The sequence below is a fragment of the Streptomyces misionensis genome (assembly GCF_900104815.1).
Classification (GTDB): Bacteria; Actinomycetota; Actinomycetes; order Streptomycetales; family Streptomycetaceae; genus Streptomyces; species Streptomyces misionensis.
This window is the reverse complement of record NZ_FNTD01000004.1, coordinates 6987594-7007298: the sequence shown is the minus strand read 5'-3', so window position 1 is coordinate 7007298 and position 19705 is coordinate 6987594. Positions and strand designations below refer to the sequence as shown.

The window sequence follows — 19705 nt, the reverse complement described above, 5'->3', positions numbered from 1 at the left end:
CAGCATGGCATCCGGCACGACCCTCAGCGCGATCGTGGAGGCCACGGGCCCCGACGATCTCGTCGAGCACCTCACCCGGCACCGCGCCGCGTTGCGCGGCCTCCTCCTGGAGCACGGAGCGCTGCTGCTGCGCGGCTTCGACACCGGCGGGATCGACGGGTTCGAGCAGGCGGTGCGCGCCTTCACGGGCTGCGCGCCCCTCGAATACGCCGAGCGCTCCTCGCCGCGCAGCACCATCAAGGGCCGGGTCTACACCTCGACCGACTACCCGCCGGGCGAGGAGATCTTCCTGCACAACGAGAACTCCTACCAGGCGTCCTGGCCGCGCACCCTGTTCTTCCACTGCGCGCGGCCCGCGCACACCCGGGGCGCGACGCCGCTCGCCGACACCCGGCGGATCCACGCGGCGATCCCGCCCGCGGTGCGCGAGGAGTTCCGCGCGCGGGGCTGGCGCGTGGTGCGCAACTTCCATCCGGATCTGGGCAGTCGCTGGCAGGACGCCTTCCGCACCGAGGACCGGGCCGTCGTGGAGGCGTACTGCCGGCAGCGGGGCATCGCCGTGGAATGGCGGCCCGGCGGAGGACTGCGCACCACCGCCGTGCGGTCCGCGATCCGGGTGCACCCGGGGACCGGCGAGGAGGTGTGGTTCAACCACGCGACGTTCTTCCACGTCACCACGCTCGCCGACGAGATCCGGCAGGGGCTGCGGGAGATGTTCCCGGAGGAGGACCTGCCGACGCACACGTACTACGGCGACGGCGGACGCATCCCCGACGAGGTCGTCGCGGAACTGCGGGCCGTGTACCGCGCCGAGTCCACCCGCTTCGACTGGCGGCGCGACGACGTGCTGATCGTCGACAACATGCTCGCCGCCCACGGCCGGGAACCGTTCACCGGCCCGCGCAGGATCGCCGTCGCCATGGCCGAGTCGTACGACGGCGGCTGACGGCGGCCGAGCCACGCGTCCCGGCACCGCACGCACACCGACCACCGCACCGAGAATTTCCGAGGAGATGTCGCAGGATGACTGGTACCGAGGCCGGAGCAGCCGGCCGAGACGCGCTGCGCGCCGAGTTCCTGCGCCGCCGGCTCGCGGGAGAGGCGAGCGGGCGGCGGACGGTCATCGCGCGCGCGGACCGCGGCCGGCCGCTGCCGCTCTCCTCCGGCCAGCGGCAGATGTGGTTCCTGAACCGGCTGGAACCCCAGAGCCCCGAATACCTGGTGCCGCTGGCCCTGCGGCTGCGCGGCCCCCTGGACCGCTTTGCCCTGGGCCGGGCCTGGCACCGGCTGATCGCCCGGCACGAGATCCTGCGCACGCGCTACGCGATGGACGGGGGCGAGCCGGTACAGCTCATCGACGCCGCGACCGACGACGCGGTCCCGGCCGTGCACGACCTGTCGGCGCTGCCCGCGACGGAGCGCGAGGCGGAGGTGCGGCGGCGCCTGGCGCGCGAGAGCGCGCGCCCGATGGACCTGGAGCACGAATGGCCCGTGCGGGCACTGCTGTTGCGGTGCGCCGACGACGACCACGTGCTCCTCGTCGTCGTGCACCACATCGCCTGCGACGCCTGGTCGACCCAACTGCTCGCGGACGAACTCGCCACCGGCTACCGCGCGTTCGCGGCGGGCGGGGACGGGGAGGCGGCGGACGGGGCGGGCGAGGCGGCGCTCCAGTACGCGGACTACGCCGCCTGGGAGCACGCGCGGTCCGCGACCCCGGCGCTGCGACGCCGGCTGGAGCACTGGCGCGGCCGGCTGGCCGGGCTCACCCCGCTCGACCTGCCGTCCGACCGTCGCCGTCCCCCGGTCCGCGGCCACGACGGCGACGCGGTCACCGCCCGGCTGCCGGCCGGCCCGGCCCGGGCGGTGCGCGCCCTCGCCGACGCCCGCTCCACCACCCCGTTCGCCGTGCTGCTCACCGCGTACCAGGCCCTGCTGTCGCGGTACACCGGCGCCACCGACATCCCGGTCGGCACGGTGGTCTCCGGGCGCGGCCGGCCCGAACTGCAGCGGATGATCGGCTACGGCATCAACAGCCTGGTGCTGCGCACCCGTTGGGACGGCGACCCGGCCTTCGGCACCCTGCTCGACACCGTCCGCGCGACCGTGCTCGACGCCTTCGACCACCAGGACGTCCCCTTCCCGCTGCTCGTGGCCGAACTGGAGCCGGAACGCGACCGCTCCCGCACCCCGCTCTTCCAGACGCTCTTCACCCTGCGGGAGCGGACCGTCACCGACGACCGGCTGCCGGGCCTGCGCGTGGAGCGCCTGACCCCGGCCCGGCCCCGGGCCCGGTTCGACCTGGCGCTCGTCGCCGAGGCGGACCCCGACGGCTACGCACTGCGCCTCGAATACGCCACCGAACTCTACGACCGCGGCACCGCACGGCGCCTCCTGGACCACTTCGTGCGCCTGCTGACCGACGCGGTGGCCGCCCCGGACACCCCGCTCTCGGCGCTGGAACCGCCGTCCGCCGCGGAGCGCGCCGAACTCGGCGCGGAGCCCCGCCCGCCGGCCGGCGACATCCGCACCGTGCCCGAACTCTTCGCCGCGCAGGCGGCCCGGACCCCCGGCGCCGTCGCCGTCGTCGCGGGCGGACAGCGGCTGACGTACGGCGAACTCGACGCCCGCGCCAACCGGTTGGCCCACCACCTCGCGGCGCTCGGCGTGGGCCCGGAAAGCAGGGTCGGCGTCTTCCTGGAGCGGGACGCCGAGCTGCTGCCCGCCCTGCTCGGCGTGCTGAAGGCCGGCGGGGCGTACGTCGCGCTCGACCCGGCCCTGCCGGACGACCGGATCGCGTTCATGCTGCGCGACGCCGACGTCACCACGGTCGTCACCGACCGGGCGCACACCGGCCGGCTGGCCGGCCCGCGTCCCGGGCGGCTCGTCGTCCTCGACGCGCCGGACGAACGGCGGTCGATCGAGGCCCGGCCGCGCACGGCCCCCGCCGCGGGCGCCGGGCCCGACGGGCTCGTCTACGTCATCTACACCTCGGGGTCCACCGGCCGCCCCAAGGGCGTCGCCGTCACCCACCGCAATGTCGTACGGCTGCTCGCCACGGCCCGCCCGCACCTGGGCTTCGGAGCCGATGACGTGTGGTCGATGTGCCACAGCCACGCCTTCGACGTCTCCGTCTTCGAGATGTGGGGCGCGCTGCTGCACGGCGGCATCCTGGTCGTGGTGCCGGCCGAGGTCACCCGTTCACCGGACGACCTGGTCGACCTGCTGGCCGCCGAGCGGGTGACCGTGCTCAGCCAGACACCGTCCGCCTTCCGGGGCCTGGTCGCCGCGGCCGCGGCGGACGACCCGCGGCTGACCGGGCTCGCGCTGCGCACCGTCGTCTTCGCCGGGGAGCGCCTGGACATCCCGGAACTCGCCCCGTGGGTACGGAAGACGGGCCTCGACGCGCCCCGCCTGGTGAACATGTACGGCATCACCGAGACGACCGTGCACGCCACCGCGCACCGGGTCACCGAGGCCGATCTCGACCCCCGCGCGGGCAACCCGATCGGCCGGCCGCTGGCCGACCTCGTGCTGCACCTGCTCGACGCCCACGGCCGTCCGGTACCCGTCGGGGCCCGGGGGGAGATCCACGTCGGCGGTCCCGGGGTGGCCCGCGGCTATCTCGGCCGGCCCGCGCTGACCGCGGAACGGTTCGTGCCCGATCCCTTCGGCCCGCCCGGCGCCCGCCTGTACCGCTCGGGCGACCTGGCCCGCCGCCGCGCCGACGGCGGCCTGGAGTTCCTGGGCCGCGCCGACGACCAGGTCAAGGTCCGCGGCTACCGGATCGAACCCGGCGAGGTGAGCGCCGCCCTGACCGCGGTGGACGGTGTCCGGGACGCGGTGGTGCTGGTACGGGACGGGCGGCTCGTCGCCTACGTCGTACCGGAGGGCGCGGCCCCGCCCGGCGGCGGCGAACTGCGCGGCGCGCTCGGCCGGACCCTGCCCGCGTACATGGTGCCCGCCCACGTCGTGCCGATCGACGCGGTGCCGCTGACGACGAACGGCAAGGTGGACCGGGCCGCGCTGCCCGCCCCCGGCGCGGACCTCGCGGAGGAGGACCGCATCGCCCCGCGCACCCCGGCCGAGGAGCGGATCGCCGCGGTGTGGAGCGGTGTCCTCGGCCTGCCCCGGGTCGGCGTGCTGGACAACTTCTTCGATCTGGGCGGCGACTCGATCAGAGCCGTGGAACTCGTCGGGGAACTGCGCGCCGCCGGTGTCGACGTCGCCGTGCGCGACGTGTTCGCGGAACGCACCGTGGCCGGTCTGGCCGCACTGGCCGCGGGCCGGGCGGCGGCCGGGACGGAACCCGCGGTCCGGCCCTTCGAGCTGGTCCCCGCCGAGGACCGGCCACTGCTCCCGGCCGGGCTGAGCGACGCCTACCCGATGTCGCGGACCCAGACCGGGATGGCCGTCGACCTGCTCACCGGCGAGGGCCGCAGCAACTACCAGAACGTCGCCTCCGGGCGGATCCGGGACGCGCGGCCCTTCGACGCGGACGCGCTGCGCGAGGCGGCCCGGTACCTCGCGGACCGGCACGACGTGCTGCGCACCTCCTTCGACCTGGACACGTACTCCGTGCCCCTGCAACTGGTGCACGCGTGGGCCGAGATACCCGTCGAGGTGCACGCGCTGCCCGGTCTCGGTCCCGACGAGGTGCGGGCACGGCTCGCCGAGTTCCACGAACGGCAGCGGACCGACCTGCTCGACCTGTCCCGCGCCCCGCTGCTGCGGATCGCCGTCCACCGCACGGACGGCGGCTGGTGGCTGTCCGTCACCGAGTTCCACGGGATCGTGGAGGGCTGGAGCCACCACTCGCTGCTGCGGGAACTGACCGAGCTGTACTTCGCCTTCCGCGACGGCTCGGGCCCCGCGCCCCGGCCGCAGGCCCAGGTCCGCTACGCCGACGCGATCGCCGGCGAGCTGCGCGCCCTGGCCTCGGACGAGGACCGCGCCTACTGGACGGGCGTGGTCACCGACCGTCCCCCGTTCTCGCTGCCCGCCGGATGGGGCGACGGCGAGGGCCCGGACGAGGACTTCTGGGAGTCGGTGCCCTTCGCCGACCTGGAGGACGGGCTGCGCGCGCTGGCCTCCGCCGCCGGCGTCTCGCTCAAGAGCGTGCTGGTCGCCGCGCACGGCAAGGTGCTGAGCGCGCTCACCGACCAGCCGGAGTTCACCAGTGGCGTGGTCACCCACATCCGGCCGGAGGCGGCGGGGGCCGACCGCGTCTACGGCATGCACCTCAACACCGTGCCCCTCGCCTTCGGGCGCGGCGCCCGCACCTGGCGCGAACTGGTGCGGTCGGTCTTCGACCGGGAGGTGGAGATGTGGCCGCACCGGCGCTTCCCCATGCCGGAGATCCAGCGGCTCGCGGGCGGCGGACGGGTCGTGGACGTGCTGATCAACCACGTCGACTTCGACCGGCTCGACAACGCGGCCTTCGACCGGGACAGCATCATCGCGCCCGGCACCACCGAGTTCCAGCTGGCGGTGACCACCCTCAACAAGAACATCGGGCTGAAGACCAGCACCCGGGTGCTGAGCCGGGCCAACGCGGCCCGGGTGGCCGGGATGTACCGGTCCGTGCTGGAGGCGATGGCGGCCGACCCCGACGGCGACGCGCGCGGAATCCGGCTGCCCGCCGGCGACCTCCGGGTGATCGAGGCACTGCGACGGCCCGGCTGCGGCCACACCGGCCCCCTGCTGCCCCGGCTGATCGCCGAACAGGCGGCCCGCACCCCGCACGCGCCCGCCGTGTCCGTGGGGGAACGCACCCTGACCTACGCCGAACTCGTCGCCCGCGCCGACCGGGTGGCCCAGCTGCTGCGGGCGCGCGGCGCCGGCCCCGAGACCGTGGTCGGGGTACGGCTGGAACGGGGCACGGAGCTGGTCCCCTGTCTGCTCGGCATCTGGCGCACCGGCGCGGCCTATCTGCCGCTCGACCCGGACCAGCCCGCCGCACGGGCCGTCGAGACGCTCGCCGACGCCGGGGCCCGCCTGGTCCTCACCCAGGAGAAGTCCGCCGCCGAGCTGGACCACCCCGGTGTGCTCGCGGTCGACACGGACCTGTTCGCCGGCTCCCCCGACGCGCCCGCCGGGTTCCCGGAGCCGCCCGAGGACCCGGACCGGCTGGCGTACGTCGTCTACACCTCCGGCTCCACCGGCCGCCCCAAGGGCGTCCAGGTCACCCACGGCGGCCTCGCGGGTCACGTCGCCTGGGCGGCCGGCCGGCTGGCGGGCGGCCCCGGGGGCGGGGGTGGCTCCGCGCTGTTCTCCTCGTACGCCTTCGACCTCGTCGTCCCCGCCATCTGGGCGCCGCTGGCGGTCGGGCAGCGGCTGTGGCTGCTGGAGCCGGACGCCGATCTGTCCGAGCTGGGCGCCCGGCTGTCGGCAGCGGGCCCCTTCAGCTTCCTCAAGCTGACCCCCGGTCACCTGGAGGTGCTGAGCCGGCAGCTGGACGCGGAGCGGGCCGCCGCCCTGGCCGCGACGGTGCTGGTCGCCGGCGAGGCGTTCCCGGGGCCGCTGGCCGACCACTGGCGCGCCCTGCTCGGACCGGGCCGGCTGGTCAACGAGTACGGCCCCACCGAGGCCACCGTCGGCACCTGCGTGTACGACGTCGACGGCGCACAGGGCGAGGAGACCGTGCCGATCGGCCGGCCGCTGCCCGGGATGAGCATGCAGGTCCTGGACGCGGACCTGCGCCCGGTCCCGGTCGGTGTCGTCGGCGAACTCCACATCGGCGGCGCCGGCGTGGCCCGCGGGTATCTGGGCCGTCCCGCACTGACCGCCGAACGGTTCCTGCCCGACCCCTGCGGTCCGCCCGGGGCCCGTGTGTACCGCTCCGGCGACCTGGCCCGGATACGGCCCGACGGGAACGTCGCCTTCGTGGGCCGCGTCGACGACCAGGTGAAGGTGCGCGGTCACCGCGTCGAACCCGGGGAGGTCGCGGCGGCCCTGAGCGCCCTGCCCGGGGTGCGGGACGCGTTCGTGGCCGCCGCCGGGGGACAACTGGTCGGTTACGTGGTGCCGCACCCCGAGGGGGTGCCGGCGCCGGTCGCGGAGCTGCGCGAGGCGCTGGAGCGGTCCCTGCCCGCGTACATGGTGCCGTCGTTCCTCGTGGAGCTGGCGTCGCTGCCCCTGACGGCGAACGGCAAGGTGGACCGGTCCGCGCTGCCCGCGCCGGACCCGCGGTCCCTCGCGCACCGGCCGTACGTGGCGCCTCGTACGGCCGTCGAGCGGCGGCTCGCCGAGGTGTGGGCGAAGACCCTGGGGGTGCCCCGGGTGGGCGTCCGGGACGGCTTCTTCGAGCTGGGCGGGGACTCGATCCGGGCGGTCGCCCTGGTCGGCGCGGCACGCGCGGCCGGGTTCGACGTGTCGGTACGGGACGTGTTCGCCCTGCGCACCGTGGCGGCCCTGGCCGAACTGGCCGCGGCCCGGCCGGCGGCGACGAACCGGACCGTCGCGCCGTTCGAGCTGATCGACGACGCGGACCGGGCGAAGCTGCCGGCGGGCCTGGCCGATGCCTATCCGATGGCGCAGACGCAGGTCGGCATGGTCGCCGAGATGCTGGCCGACCGGGAGTTGCACCGCTACCACGGGGTGGCCTCGTTCCGCATCCGCGACGAACAGCCGTTTCACGCGGACGCGTTGACCACGGCGGTACGCGACGCCGTCGAACGGCACGAGGTGCTGCGCACCTCCTTCGACCTCGGCACCTTCTCCGTGCCGATGCAGCTGGTGCACACCGAGGCGGCCGTCCCGGTCGAGGTCGGTGATCTGCGCGGGCTGCCCCCGAGCGGCTCCGGGAGGCACTGCGCGAGTTCCAGGCGCGCGAACGGGCCGACGTCCTCGATGTGTCGAGCGCCCCGATGCTGCGGATCAGGGCGCACCTCGCCGACGACGGCTGGTGGCTGACCATGGTCCGCTGCCACGCCATCACCGAGGGCTGGAGCAACTACAACCTGCTGATGGAACTGCTGGAGGGCTACCGCGCCGCGCGCGACGGCACCGAGCCCGAGCGGAGCGATCCCCCGCGGGTCCGCTACGCCGACTTCGTCGCCGGGGAGCTGCGGGCCCTGGCCTCGCAGGAGGACCGCGCCTACTGGACGGACGTCGTCGAACGGCACCCCCGGTTCAGCCTGCCCGAGGGCTGGGGCGATCCCGGGGCGCCGGGCGAGCGGTACGTGCTGCGGGTGCCGGTGCACGACCTGGAGGACGGTCTGCGGGCCTTCGCGGCCCGCACCGAGGTGTCGCTCAAGAGCGTGCTGCTGTCCGCCCACCTGACGGTGATGAGCGGTCTGAGCGCGGAGAGTTCCCTGTTCACCGGGCTGGTGTGCGACGCCCGGCCGGAGGCGGCCGGCGCCGACCGGGTGCACGGCATGTACCTCAACACCCTGCCCTTCGTCTTCGAGCAGGGACGGCGGACCTGGCGGGAGCTGGTGCGCACGGTCCACGACCGCGAGGTGGAGCTGTGGCCGCACCGGCACTTCCCCATGCCCGAGATCCAGCGCATCGCGGGCGGCGGGCGGCTCGTCGACGTCTCCTTCAACTACCTGGACTTCCACCAGGTCGACACCGAACTCGTGGACGTCTCCACGGCGTTGGCGGACGGGAACACCGAGTTCGCGCTCGCCGTCACCACCCTCGCGGGCCACATCGGGCTGAGCAGCCGTACCGCAGTGCTGGGCCGCGCGCACGCGGAGCGGCTCGGCGGGCTGTACCGGGCCGTGCTGGAGGCCATGGTGGCGGACCCGGAGGGGGACGCCGACGTGCGGCTGCTGCCGGACGGCGACCACGAGGTGCTGGCCGGGCTGGACCGCACGGCCGCGCCGCGGGAGGCCGACCGTACGGACCCGCTGCCGACGCTGTTCGCCCGGCAGGCGCGCCGTACGCCACAAGCGGTCGCCGTCCTCGACGGCGCCGAGAGCGTGAGCTACGCCGCACTGGACGCCCGCTCCGACCAGGTGGCGCGGCGGCTGCGCGAGCTGGGGGCGGGCCCCGAGTCGGTGGTCGGCGTGGTGCTGGAGCGGGGCGCCGAGCTGGTGGCCTGTCTGCTCGGCGTCTGGAAGGCGGGCGCGGCCTATCTGGCCGTCGACCCGGCCCAGCCCGCCGAGCGCGTCCGCCGGCTGCTGGACGACGCGGGCGTCCCGATCACGCTCACCCGCCGGGGCACCGTCCCCGGCCTGGACCGCCCCGGCACCCTGCGGACCGACGAGCACCCGTTCGACGACGCCCCGGCCACTCCCCCGCCCGTGGTCGCGGAACCCGCCGGGCTGGCCTGCGTCGTCTACACGTCCGGATCGACGGGCCGGCCCAAGGGCGTGCAGATCACCCACGGCGGCCTCGCCGCCCGGGTCGCCTGGACCGTGCGGCAGCACCGTCTGGGGGCGGACGACCGGGTGCTGCAGAAGACCTCGGTCGGCTTCGACGCGGCGGCCTGGGAGCTGTTCGCGCCGCTGGTCTGCGGTGGCACGGTGGTCTGCGCCCCGCCCGGCGCCGAGCGCGATCCGGGTGCCGTGCTGCGGGCGGTCACCGAGCACCGGGTGACGGTGTTGCAGGCGGTGCCGTCCGTGTGGCGGCTGCTCGTGGACACCCCGGGCTGGGAGCGGTGCACCTCGCTGCGGCTGCTGTTCTCGGCGGGCGAGCCGCTGGACGGCGACCTCGCCCGGCGGCTGCTGTCCCGGCCGGGGCCCGCGCTGTGGAACACCTACGGGCCCACCGAGTGCACCATCGACGTCACCGCTCACCCCGTGCCGCCGGACGGCGCGGCCGGCCCGGTGCCGATCGGCCGCCCGCTGCCCGGCACCGTGCTGCGGGTGCTGGACGCGCGGATGCGCCCGGTGCCGGTCGGGGTCACCGGCGAGCTGTACGCCGGTGGCGGCGGCGTGGCCCGCGGCTACCTCGGCCGCCCGGACCTGACGGCCGAACGGTTCCTGCCGGACCCGGCGGGCCCCGCCGGTGCGCGGCTGTACCGCACGGGTGACCTGGCCCGGGTCCGTCCCGACGGCACCGTCGAGTTCCTGGGCCGCGCCGACGACCAGGTGAAGGTGAACGGCGTCCGTGTCGAACCCGCCGAGGCCGCCGCCTGTCTCCTCGCCCTGCCGGACGTCCGGGCCGCCGCCGTCGTGCCCCGGCGGACCGACGACGGGGACAAGCGGCTGGTCGGCTACGTCGTACCGGCCGGTCCCGACCCGCTCGACCCGGGGGAGCTGCGCCGCCGGCTCGCGGCCGAGCTGCCCGCCGCCATGGTCCCGGCCGCCGTCGTCGTGCTGGACCGGCTGCCGCTGACCGCGAGCGGCAAGCTCGACCGGGGTGCCCTGCCCGATCCCGGCCCCGGCACGGGCCGCGCGTCCGTGGCGCCGGCCACCCCGACCGAGCGGGCCCTCGCGGAGATCTACGCGAGCGTCCTCGGGCTGGAACGGGTCGGCGCCGACGACCACTTCTTCGACTACGGCGCGGACTCGCTGCTGATCATCAAGGTGATCGCGGCCGCACGGCGCCGGGCCCTTCCGCTGACCCTGCGCATGCTCTACGAGTACGACACCCTCGCGGCCCTGGCGGCGGCGCTCGGACCGGCGGCGGACACGACGGACGGAACGAACCCGACGGAACGAACGGAAGGACGGGACATGCCGGTCGAGGAGACAGGGCGCACCACGCGGGGCGTACGGGAGGTCCGGGTGGCGCGGGAGGAGATGCTGGAGGCGATGCGGCGGGCCCGGGTGCCCGGCGTGGCCCTCGCCCTCCTGGAGGACGGGGAGGTCGTCTCCGCCGAGGGCTACGGGGTGACCGCCGCCGACCGGCCCGAGCCGGTCACCGCCCGCACGCCCTTCCAGGTGGCCTCGGTCAGCAAGCACGTCACCGTGCTGGCGGTCCTGCAACTGGTCTCCGAGGGCCTGCTCAACCTGGACGCCGACATCAACCGGATGCTCACCTCCTGGCAGGTGCCGGGCAGTTCGGGCATCACGCTGCGCGAACTGCTGAGCCATCAGGCGGGCCTCAGTCATGTCCGTCCCACCAACTTCCTGCCCACCGAGACGATGCCGAGCGTGCTCGACGTGCTGACCGGGCGGCCGCCGGCCGGCAACGAGCCGGTGCGCGCGGAGCACCCGGCCGGCACCCGGTTCCGCAAGACCAACATCAACTACTCGGTGCTCCAGACCCTGCTGGAGGACGTGACGGGGGAGCCGTTCGAGGCGCTGGTGCGGCGCCTCGTGCTCGACCCGCTGAAGATGACGGACAGCAGCTTCGACCAGTCCTACCCGCACCACTGCGGCGTGCCGGTCGCCGTCGGGCACGACCCGCAGGGCGCCCCGATCGCCGGGCGCTGGCGCGTCCGCAACGAGGTCGCCGCGGGCGGCCTGTGGGCCAGCGTCACCGACCTGGCCAAGGTGGCGCGGGAGATCCGGCGCGCCCACCGCGGGGAGCCGGGCACGCTGATCACCCGGCCGCTGGCCCAGCAGATGCTCACGGTCTGGCACCCGGGCAGCTTCTACGGCCTGGGCACGGTGCTGGACGACACGGGCGGCGACGTGGAGTTCGGGCACGGCGGCCGCACCGTCGGCTTCCGTGTCGCCACGTTCACCCAGCTCGGCAGCGGCGAGGGCCTGATCGTGCTGGCCAACGGGGAGTCGGGCAGGCGCATCCAGGCCTTCGTCGCCGACGCCGTGCGCCGGGCCGACGGCCGGGTCCTCACCGGCCGGATGAGCGGCCACTGGCTGTCCGCGCCGGACGTGCCCGTGGAGGCCCCCGAGGGCGTCTTGGCGGACCTCCCGGTGCGTCGTGCCGACGAGGGCGACGCGGATGAATGAGCACCTGCTGCGGGCGGTCGGCCGGCGCCCCGACGCCGACGCGTACGCGGTTCTCGCCCGGCTCACCGGCCCGGACGTGCCGGGTGGCGTCTGGACGGCCGCCGAAGGCGTGGCCGACCCCGGCACCGGGGAGCCGGCCGGGCCCCTGCACGGGTTCCGGATCGGCGGGGTCACCAAGGTCTTCGTCGCCACGGTGCTGCTCGGGCTGGTGGGCGAGGGCGCGCTCGACCTGTCCGACCCGGTCGAGCGGCTGCTGCCGGGCCTGCTCCACCCGGACATCACCGTCCGGCAGCTGCTGGACCACACCAGCGGCCTCGCCGACGAGAGCGACGTCCGTTACAACGACACCGCGTGGTTCCTGGAGCACCGGCACGACACCTTCACCGCGTACGAACGCCTGGCCCTGCCGCGGAGACTGCCGCTCGCCTTCGCACCCGGCACCCGGCAGCAGCTGACGCGGGCCAACTACGAGGTCGTCGCGCTGATCATCGAGCGGATCACCGGCCGCGGCTACGCACGGGAGGTCGAGGACCGCGTGCTGCGCCCGCTGGGACTGTCGGCGACCTCCCTGCCGGGCACCGATCCCACGCTGCCGCGCCCGCATCTGCGGGGGTACGACCTGGGCGTCGACGTCACCGAGCACAACCCGAGCATCCATGGGCCGGCCGGGGAGATGATCTCGAACCTGCCCGACCTGGACCGCTTCCTGGTCGCACTGGTGGGCGGTGAGCTGCTGCCGGCCGCGCAGACCGAGGAGTTGTTCCGGCTGCCCGGCGTCGCGCACGTGCGGGGACACGCCGGGTACGCGGCGGCGGGACTCGACCGGCTGGTGCTGCCCGACGGGGTCGAGGTGTGGGGCATGGCCGGGGTGGTGCACGGTGCCCTGGCCGGCATGGTCACCACTCGTGACCTGCGGCGCCGGCTCACCTATGCGGTCAGCCCCACGGAGCGCGGCACCGAGCGGCTGCCCCCGGTGGGCCAGCGGCTCCTCGCCGCCGCCTTCAGCGAGCGGTTCTGGCCGACCGCCCGGATGATCCCGGGCGCGGTCGCGCCGGACGGGGAGGGCTGAGCCCGGGAAAGTGCCGGCTGCCGCTGCCGGGGCGGCGGCCGGCCCGCGCCGGGCGTTCCCGTGGCGCACGCCCGCCCGGCCGGGTGGTCACGCGGCGGGCACGCGCTCCGGTGCGTGGTGGGCGCGCCGGTAGGCCAGCGGTGACAGGCCCAGGTACGTGTGGAAGTGCTTGCGCAGGGCGACGGGGTCGCCGAAGCCGCAGGTGGTGGCGATCCGTGCGACGGTCAGGTCGGTGGTCTCCAGCAGCAGGCGCGCGTGCTCCAGCCGTCGCTGCGCCAGCCACTTCAGCGGGCTGCTGCCCACCTCACCGCGGAACCGCCGGGTGAAGGTGCGCACGCTCATGTGCGCGTGCCGGGCCATGTCCTCCAGGGTGAGCGGCTCGGCCAGCCGGTCCAGCGCCCACTGCCGGGTCGCCGAAGTGGACCGGTCGGTGTCCCGCGGTACCGGGTGCTCGATGAACTGCGCCTGCCCGCCCTCGCGCCACGGCGCCACCACGCAGCGCCGCGCGGCGGCCGAGGCCACCGCCGCCCCGTGGTCCAGTCGCACCAGGTGCAGGCACAGGTCGATGCCGGCCGCTCCGCCGGCGGACGTGAGGATGCGTCCGTTGTCGACGAAGAGCACGTCCGGGTCGACCTCGACCGCGGGGAACAGCCGCGCCAGCGCGTCGCACAGCGCCCAGTGCGTGGTGGCCCGCCGGCCGTCCAGCAGACCGGCCGCCGCGAGCAGGAAGGCCGAGGTGCACAGGCTGACGATGCGGGTCCGCGGCCCTATCCGGTCCAGCGCCGCGGCGAGTTCCCCGGGGAGCGTGCCGGTGGCGAGCAGGTCCTCGGTGGGCTCCTGGGTGGCGAGCACGACGGTGTCCGCTGTCTCCAGCGCCGACTCGTCGTGGTCGACGACGAGCCGGTAGTCCTCGTGCGTGCGTACCGGCCGGCCGCCGAGGGAGCAGGTGACGACGGAGTACAGACGGGTCCCGTCCGGTTCACAGGCCTCGTTGAAGACCCGGGCGGGGATGCCCAGGTCCAGCGGCAGGACTCCGTCGAGGGCGAGAACGGCAACACGATGCGGCATGGCCGGAATGGTACGACAGGTGACCCTCCGGCCACTCACTCGTCTCCTTGCGCACCCGCCACTCTTTCTTCTGCGGGGGCCGCGGCCCCCGCAGAAGAAAGAGAGTGAGACGGACATGAGCGAGGCGAACATGAGCGAGCACACCATGCGGGCTGTCACCCAGACCGAGTTCGGCGGGCCGGAGGTGCTGACCGTCGAGGAGGTCGCCCGCCCCGAGCCGCTGCCGACCGAGGTGCTGGTGCGGGTGCACACGGCCGGCGTCAACCCGGTGGACTGGAAGACCCGCGAGGGTCAGGGCATGGCGGGGCTCCAGACGTTCCCGCTGATCCTCGGCTGGGACGTGTCCGGGGTCGTCGAGGAGGTCGGCTTCGGCGTCACCACGCTGAAGCCGGGCGACGAGGTGTACGGCATGCCGTGGTTCCCGCGCGCCGCCGGGGGCTACGCCGAGTACGTGACCGCACCGGCCCGCCAGTGGGCCCGCAAGCCGGCCACCCTGGACCATGTGCACGCGGCCGCCGTGCCGCTGGCGGCGCTGACCGCCTGGCAGACCGTGGTCGACACCGCCCACGTGCGGGCCGGGCAGCGCGTCCTGATCACGGCCGCCGCCGGCGGCGTGGGCCACTTCGCGGTCCAGTTCGCCCGGCACCTGGGCGCCCATGTCATCGCCACCGCGAGCGCCGCACGCCACCCGTGGCTCAAGGAACTCGGCGCCGACGAGACCATCGACTACACCACCACCCGCTTCGAGGACGCCGTCGAGGACGTCGACGTCGTCATCGACCTGGTGGGCGACGCCCACGACCTGACCAGCACCCGCTCGCTGAAGGTCCTGCGCCCGGGCGGCCTGCTGGTCGCCGTCCCGTCCGGTGTCTCCCCGGAGCTGACCCGGGCCGCCGAGGAGGCCGGCAAGCGGGCCACCCCGTACCTGGTCGAGCCGGACGGCGTGGCGCTGACCACGATCGCGGGCCTGATCGACGCGGGCGAGGTCTCCGTCGAGGTGGCGGGAACCTTCCCGCTGGAGCAGGCCGGCGCGGCCCACGCCCGCGTCGAGTCCGGCCGTACCCGCGGCAAGATCGTCCTCACCGTCGCCGGCTGACCATCCGAGCGGCTCGTCCCCCACCCGGTCACCGTGCCGACGCCCGGCCCCCGGGGGACGAGCGGGACGGCCGGTGGCTCCACCCCACGGTCAGCCGACCGCCTGGACCGCGTCGCGGATGAGCCGCGCCACGGCCGTGGGCTGGGAAAGGGCGACGGCATGCGAGGCTCCGTCGATCTCGACGACGGTCGCTCCCGCCCGTCGCGCGCCGAACCGCTCCGCGTCGGGCGGGATCACCCGGTCCGCGCCCGCCACCAGGGCCCAGGAGGGCTTGGTGCGCCAGGCGGCCGCAGTGGTCTTCTCCTCGAACGCGGAGACGGCGAGCGGCCGTTGGCAGGAGGCGAGCACGCGGACGACCGTGCGGGACACGTCGGCGGCGAACAACGAGGGGAACGCCTCCTCGGTGATGGTGACCTCGACGGCCTCGCCTCCGCCGGGCACGGGGTACGTCCAGTGCCGGAGACTGTTCTCCAACTCGGTCGCCAGGAAGCGGTCCCGCACATCGGAGAGGCTTTCGCCCTCTTGCAGGATGCAGGCGGCCACGTACACCAGTGCGATCACGTTCTCGGCGGTACCGGCCATGGTGATCAGGGCGCCGCCGTAGGAGTGCCCGACCAGGACGACGGGACCGTCGATCCGGGACACCACCGAGGCGACGTGGGCCGCGTCGGAGACGAGGCCGCGCAGCGGGTTGGGCGGGGCGACGACCGGGATGCCGTGGCTTTGCAGCTCCGCGACGACTCCGAACCAGCAGGCGGTGTCGGTGAACGCTCCGTGGACCAGGACGACGGTGGGTGTGGGCATGGCGGCGCTTCCTTCTCGGAGCGTGGAGTGTGCCGGGCGGTGGGCACCGGACGGTGTGATGCGGGAGTCGCGGGGAGGAGGCCCGGCGGATGAGCGGCTCAGGAGTCCGAGGACGCGGCCGCCTGCCACTGCCTGGGCGAGAGGCCGTAGGTCTGCCGGAAGAGCCGGCTGAAGTGGGAGGGGCTGACGAAGCCCCAGGTGTGGGCGACGGAAGCCACGGTACGGCGCTGCCTGCGCAGTTCGGCGCGGCAGGCGTCGAGTCTGCGCTGCCGTATCCAGGCGCCCACGGTGGTGCCGCCCGCCTGGAAGAGCTTGTGCAGGTAACGCACCGAGATGTGGTGCGCCCGGGCAATCGACTCGGGCGACAGGTCCGGGTCCGTGAGGTTGTCCTCGATGTGGCTCTGTATGCGCACCAGCATGTCGTGGCCCGCGCCGGCGCAGGCGGGTCTCTGCTCCTGGAGGACCTTGTCCACGAGGAGCGCCACGAGGTCCGCCGTGTTCAGGGCGAGCCGTTGCCCACCGGCCAGACGTTCACGGCCTGGCGTTCTGGCGAGGGCGGTCAGGAACTGCGAGACCAGCGACGCCAGGCCGCTGCGGCCGCTGAGATGCGTGTGCGGGACCTTGCGCAGATCGGCCGCCGACGCGTCGAGCAGCGAGAACGGGACCCGGAACAGGGCCAGTCCCACCTCGCCGCCCGTGCGCAGCGCCGGGCGCCGGGCCCCGGTGATGACGAGATCGCCGGGCTCCACGGACAGGACGGACTCGTGGTCCACGAGAACCGTTCTGTCGGAGACGTTGACCGCGAGATGAAGATGGTCGTCGCCGCCGACCGGCGACGGCAGGGTGATGAAATACCCTGAATCGTTTCCCTGGGGCCTGCCGGAGAGACTGTTTTCCCTGTTTTCGGGCATGGCGGTGTCGATCGACCGGGTCACATCAGACTCCCGTCGTTTCCTTTTCGATGTTCGAGTTGTTCAGAAAATGAGAGACGAATGGCCGTGGACGTCAGACTCGGTTGTTCGGGTCGTCCGCCGCGCCTTTTTCCTCGTCGAGGAATGCGCCGAGCACCCCGTTGAACGCGGACGGGTTCTCGAGGAAGGGAAAGTGCGAGTTGGCCACCGAGGTCGGGAAGACGTGCAACCGCGCGCCCGGAATCCGCTCGGCGACGAACCGCTGCGAACGCGGGTGCACATGGCTGCCGTCGCACCCGATGACGAGCGTCGGCACATCGATGCGCGGGAGCACGTCCCGCCAGTCCTGCGCGCAGTGGTCGAAGAGCAGGGGTACTCCGGCGTGGGCCGGCGTGGACCTGATCTGCTCCGCGACGAAGGACCACAGTTCCGGGTCGGGCTCGCCCGAGAACATGCCGCGCACGAAGTCGTGCCGCACCCGGTCGCCGTCCGGGCCCGCGAGATCCGCTCCGAGCGCGACGAGGCCCGCGACGTCGAAGATGGCACCCGACTGCCGCTGCTCCTCGGCCGACATCCACGGCACGGCGGCGACGGCAGCGGGCTGGTCGACGGCGACGAAACGGCGGACGCGGCCGGTGCCGTACTGGTCGAAGAAGCTCCACCACACCGAGGCGCCCATCGACCAGCCGAGCGCGTCGAAACGGTCGAGCCCCAGATCGTCGACGAGGTTCAGGGCGTCGGCGGCCAGGCGGGCGATGCGATAGCCGTGGCGCGGTTTGTCGGACAGCCCGTGACCGCGGAAGTCCAGGGTGATGACACGGCGGGCCGGAGCCGGCTCCCGCGTCTGGTGGCGGAACATCTCCTGCGTCTGCCCCCAACCGTGCAGCATGACCAGAGGAATTCCCTCTCCCCCGCTGTCCCGGTACACCAGACGTACGCCGTCACTGGTCGTCAGTTGGCCCACGGCCCCCACTCCGACTTCTCCTCCATACTCGGCGCGGGCGGTTTTCTCCGCCGCGCGGACGACTGACTTTTCGAAGAACCGACGTACTACGCGGCTTTCCGATGGTCCGATTGTGTGCCACGGGGTCCGGCCGGCACCACCGCGCTCCGTAGGGATCGACGGGCGAATTCTTCGTCACTCTGTAGGAGGTCCTGATCATCACTCTGTAGAAGAGCCCGTTCATCACTTTGCAGGGAAGGCCTGGTCCGCGGGCCGGCGTGGCACATGCGCGGCGGTGCGGACGGGGCGTGCGGTGGGTCAGACCGTGGACTCGGCGGTCTGTGCGCCCAGCAGCGCGTGCATCCGGAGCCCGAGGTGCAGCGACAGCCGGTCGCCGCCGCTGTCCAGGTCGAGGCCGGTGATCTCCTGGATCTGGCGCAAGCGGTAGTAGAGGGAGGTGCGATGGATCTGGAGGGCCTCCGCCGTGCGCGGTATCGATCCGGCGTTGTCGAGGAAACACGCCAGGGTCTCCTCCAGCCGCCGGCCACCGGGACTCTCCAGCAGCAGGGTCAGCGGCCTCGGCAGCAGCGACCGGTTCAGGGCGTGGTCCGGCACCTGGAGGAGTACGGCGAGTTCGCCCAGTGACTCCCACGCGCCGATGCCCTTCAGAGGGGGCAGACGGCGTGCCGCGCGCGCCGCCACGACCGCCTGCCCGTGCGAGGCCCACGCTTCGGCCAGACCGTCCGCGGGCCCGCCGACACCGAGCACCGGTGCCGCCGAGGCGTCCAGGTAGGCGGTGAGCGCCTCCCGTACGGCCGTTGCCTGGTCGGCGAGTTCCCGCGCCGGCAGAGGGCGGTCGGACACCTGCAACAAGGCGGCGCCGTCCGGGGTGACGGCCATGACGCCGTCCGCCGAGCGCGTGCGGAGGAACCGTTCCAGGGCTCCGCGCAGTGCCAGTTCCACATGGCCGGGCGGCTCGGCGGAGCGGGACACCTGGACGACGGTCACCACGGCGTACGGAGCGTCCGGCAGCGCGCCGTCGTCGAGTATCCGCTGACGAGCGGTGGCCCGCGCCGCCTCGCTGGTGCCGAACAGGGAGAACAGCATCTCCTGCATGTCGGCGCCCTCGGCGTCGGCGGCCCGTTGGTCGGCGCGCATCTGGGCGGTGATCGCCGGTACCGCCTGCGCGACGGCGTCGGTCTCCTCGGGCGTCAGCGTCCTGTCCGGCACGACGACCATCAGCAGGCCCAGCAACTCTCCGCGCTCGCGCAGCGGAACGCAGTATCGGGCGAGCAGTCCCAGGTCGTCGCTGCCCTCGATGAAACCGGGCTTGGGCCAACGGGCCACACCCTGGTCGAGGACGTAACGGATGATCTCGTCGTCGGCCCGGCCCCGCAGCAGGCTGCGGATGCGGACCGGGTCCTCGTCCCCGAAGTGCTGGCTGGAGCAGATCAGCCGCACCAGGGGGTCGTCGATGACCACGGCCCGCCGCAGACGCATCGCGAGTTCCTCGACCAGCTCCTGTAGCGCGTCGCTACCCACCCGGACCCGCAGGCGACTCTCGGCCACGGTGCCCCCTTCCTTCAGGTGCCTATTTCTACAAGCTGTGAAAGAGAAGACTCAAACCTTCAACAATCTGCGGACGGCTGTCGCCCTGCGCCGCGTGCCGTTCCACGGCGCGGAGCACGGAGGGGGAGGGCGGGAGCCGCGATGCGATGAAGGCGGAAAAGGCCAATAAATCACCTCAGAACGTGCCGACGGATGAGCACGGCGGACGGCCCGCTCCGCCTGGGCGCGGGCCCGAAAGCGGTGCACTCGGAGAACACTCCTGTGCACTCACGGGAAACCGGGACCGCCCCCACCGGCTGGAGAACAACGAGGAAGGTCGCGACCGTATGGCTGAAACCGACTCAGGTTTCCTTGCCCGTCGTCCGTCCGGGAGGGTCAACTTCTCGACCCGCGCCGGGACTTGCGGTGCCACCGAGCGTGTCCGGACACGCTTGA

Annotated in this window: 10 protein-coding genes; 5 read left to right on the top strand and 5 right to left on the bottom strand. The window is 73.9% G+C overall.

The annotated features are described in order from the left end of the window. The first annotated feature begins 4 nt into the window (after positions 1-4). From BLW85_RS33230 to BLW85_RS33215, 4 genes are all read left to right on the top strand, one after another. On the top strand, positions 5-946 hold the full coding sequence (locus tag BLW85_RS33230; protein ID WP_079172491.1) for a TauD/TfdA family dioxygenase: 942 nt from the start codon (positions 5-7) through the stop codon (positions 944-946). Between the two features lie 77 nt (positions 947-1023). Further along, the gene (locus tag BLW85_RS33225; protein ID WP_074994832.1) at positions 1024-7914 is read left to right on the top strand and encodes a non-ribosomal peptide synthetase; all 6891 of its coding nucleotides are present in this window, start codon (positions 1024-1026) and stop codon (positions 7912-7914) included. Then, positions 7854-11810, top strand: a complete 3957-nt coding sequence (locus BLW85_RS33220; RefSeq protein ID WP_074994830.1) for a non-ribosomal peptide synthetase — start codon at positions 7854-7856, stop codon at positions 11808-11810. Before BLW85_RS33225 ends, BLW85_RS33220 begins: the two co-directional genes overlap by 61 nt. After that, a complete protein-coding gene (locus tag BLW85_RS33215; protein ID WP_074994828.1) occupies positions 11803-12879 on the top strand; it encodes a serine hydrolase domain-containing protein in 1077 nt (358 codons plus the stop codon). The genes BLW85_RS33220 and BLW85_RS33215 overlap by 8 nt, the downstream gene beginning before the upstream one ends. A gap of 87 nt (positions 12880-12966) precedes the next feature. On the opposite strand, the gene BLW85_RS33210 is transcribed toward BLW85_RS33215, so the two are convergent. Then, entirely contained in the window at positions 12967-13947 is a 981-nt protein-coding gene (locus BLW85_RS33210; RefSeq protein ID WP_074994825.1) for a GlxA family transcriptional regulator, read from the bottom strand. Between the two features lie 130 nt (positions 13948-14077). Here BLW85_RS33210 and BLW85_RS33205 point away from each other — a divergent pair, with 130 nt between their 5' ends. Continuing rightward, positions 14078-15043 (top strand): NADP-dependent oxidoreductase, encoded by a 966-nt coding sequence (locus tag BLW85_RS33205; RefSeq protein WP_074996299.1) that lies wholly within the window; start codon positions 14078-14080, stop codon positions 15041-15043. A gap of 90 nt (positions 15044-15133) precedes the next feature. On the opposite strand, the gene BLW85_RS33200 is transcribed toward BLW85_RS33205, so the two are convergent. The 4 genes from BLW85_RS33200 to BLW85_RS33185 form a co-directional block, all read right to left on the bottom strand. Then, positions 15134-15847: an alpha/beta fold hydrolase gene (locus BLW85_RS33200; RefSeq protein ID WP_074994822.1), complete on the bottom strand. Its 714-nt coding sequence runs from the start codon at positions 15845-15847 to the stop codon at positions 15134-15136. Positions 15848-15945: 98 nt separating this feature from the next. Further along, positions 15946-16620, bottom strand: coding sequence for a helix-turn-helix transcriptional regulator (locus tag BLW85_RS33195; RefSeq protein WP_244174955.1), 675 nt, complete (start codon positions 16618-16620; stop codon positions 15946-15948). 232 nt (positions 16621-16852) lie between these two features. Further along, a complete protein-coding gene (locus BLW85_RS33190) occupies positions 16853-17647 on the bottom strand; it encodes an alpha/beta fold hydrolase (RefSeq protein ID WP_244174954.1) in 795 nt (264 codons plus the stop codon). A gap of 372 nt (positions 17648-18019) precedes the next feature. After that, positions 18020-19270 (bottom strand): PucR family transcriptional regulator, encoded by a 1251-nt coding sequence (locus tag BLW85_RS33185; protein WP_070026057.1) that lies wholly within the window; start codon positions 19268-19270, stop codon positions 18020-18022. Positions 19271-19705: the final 435 nt, after the last annotated feature.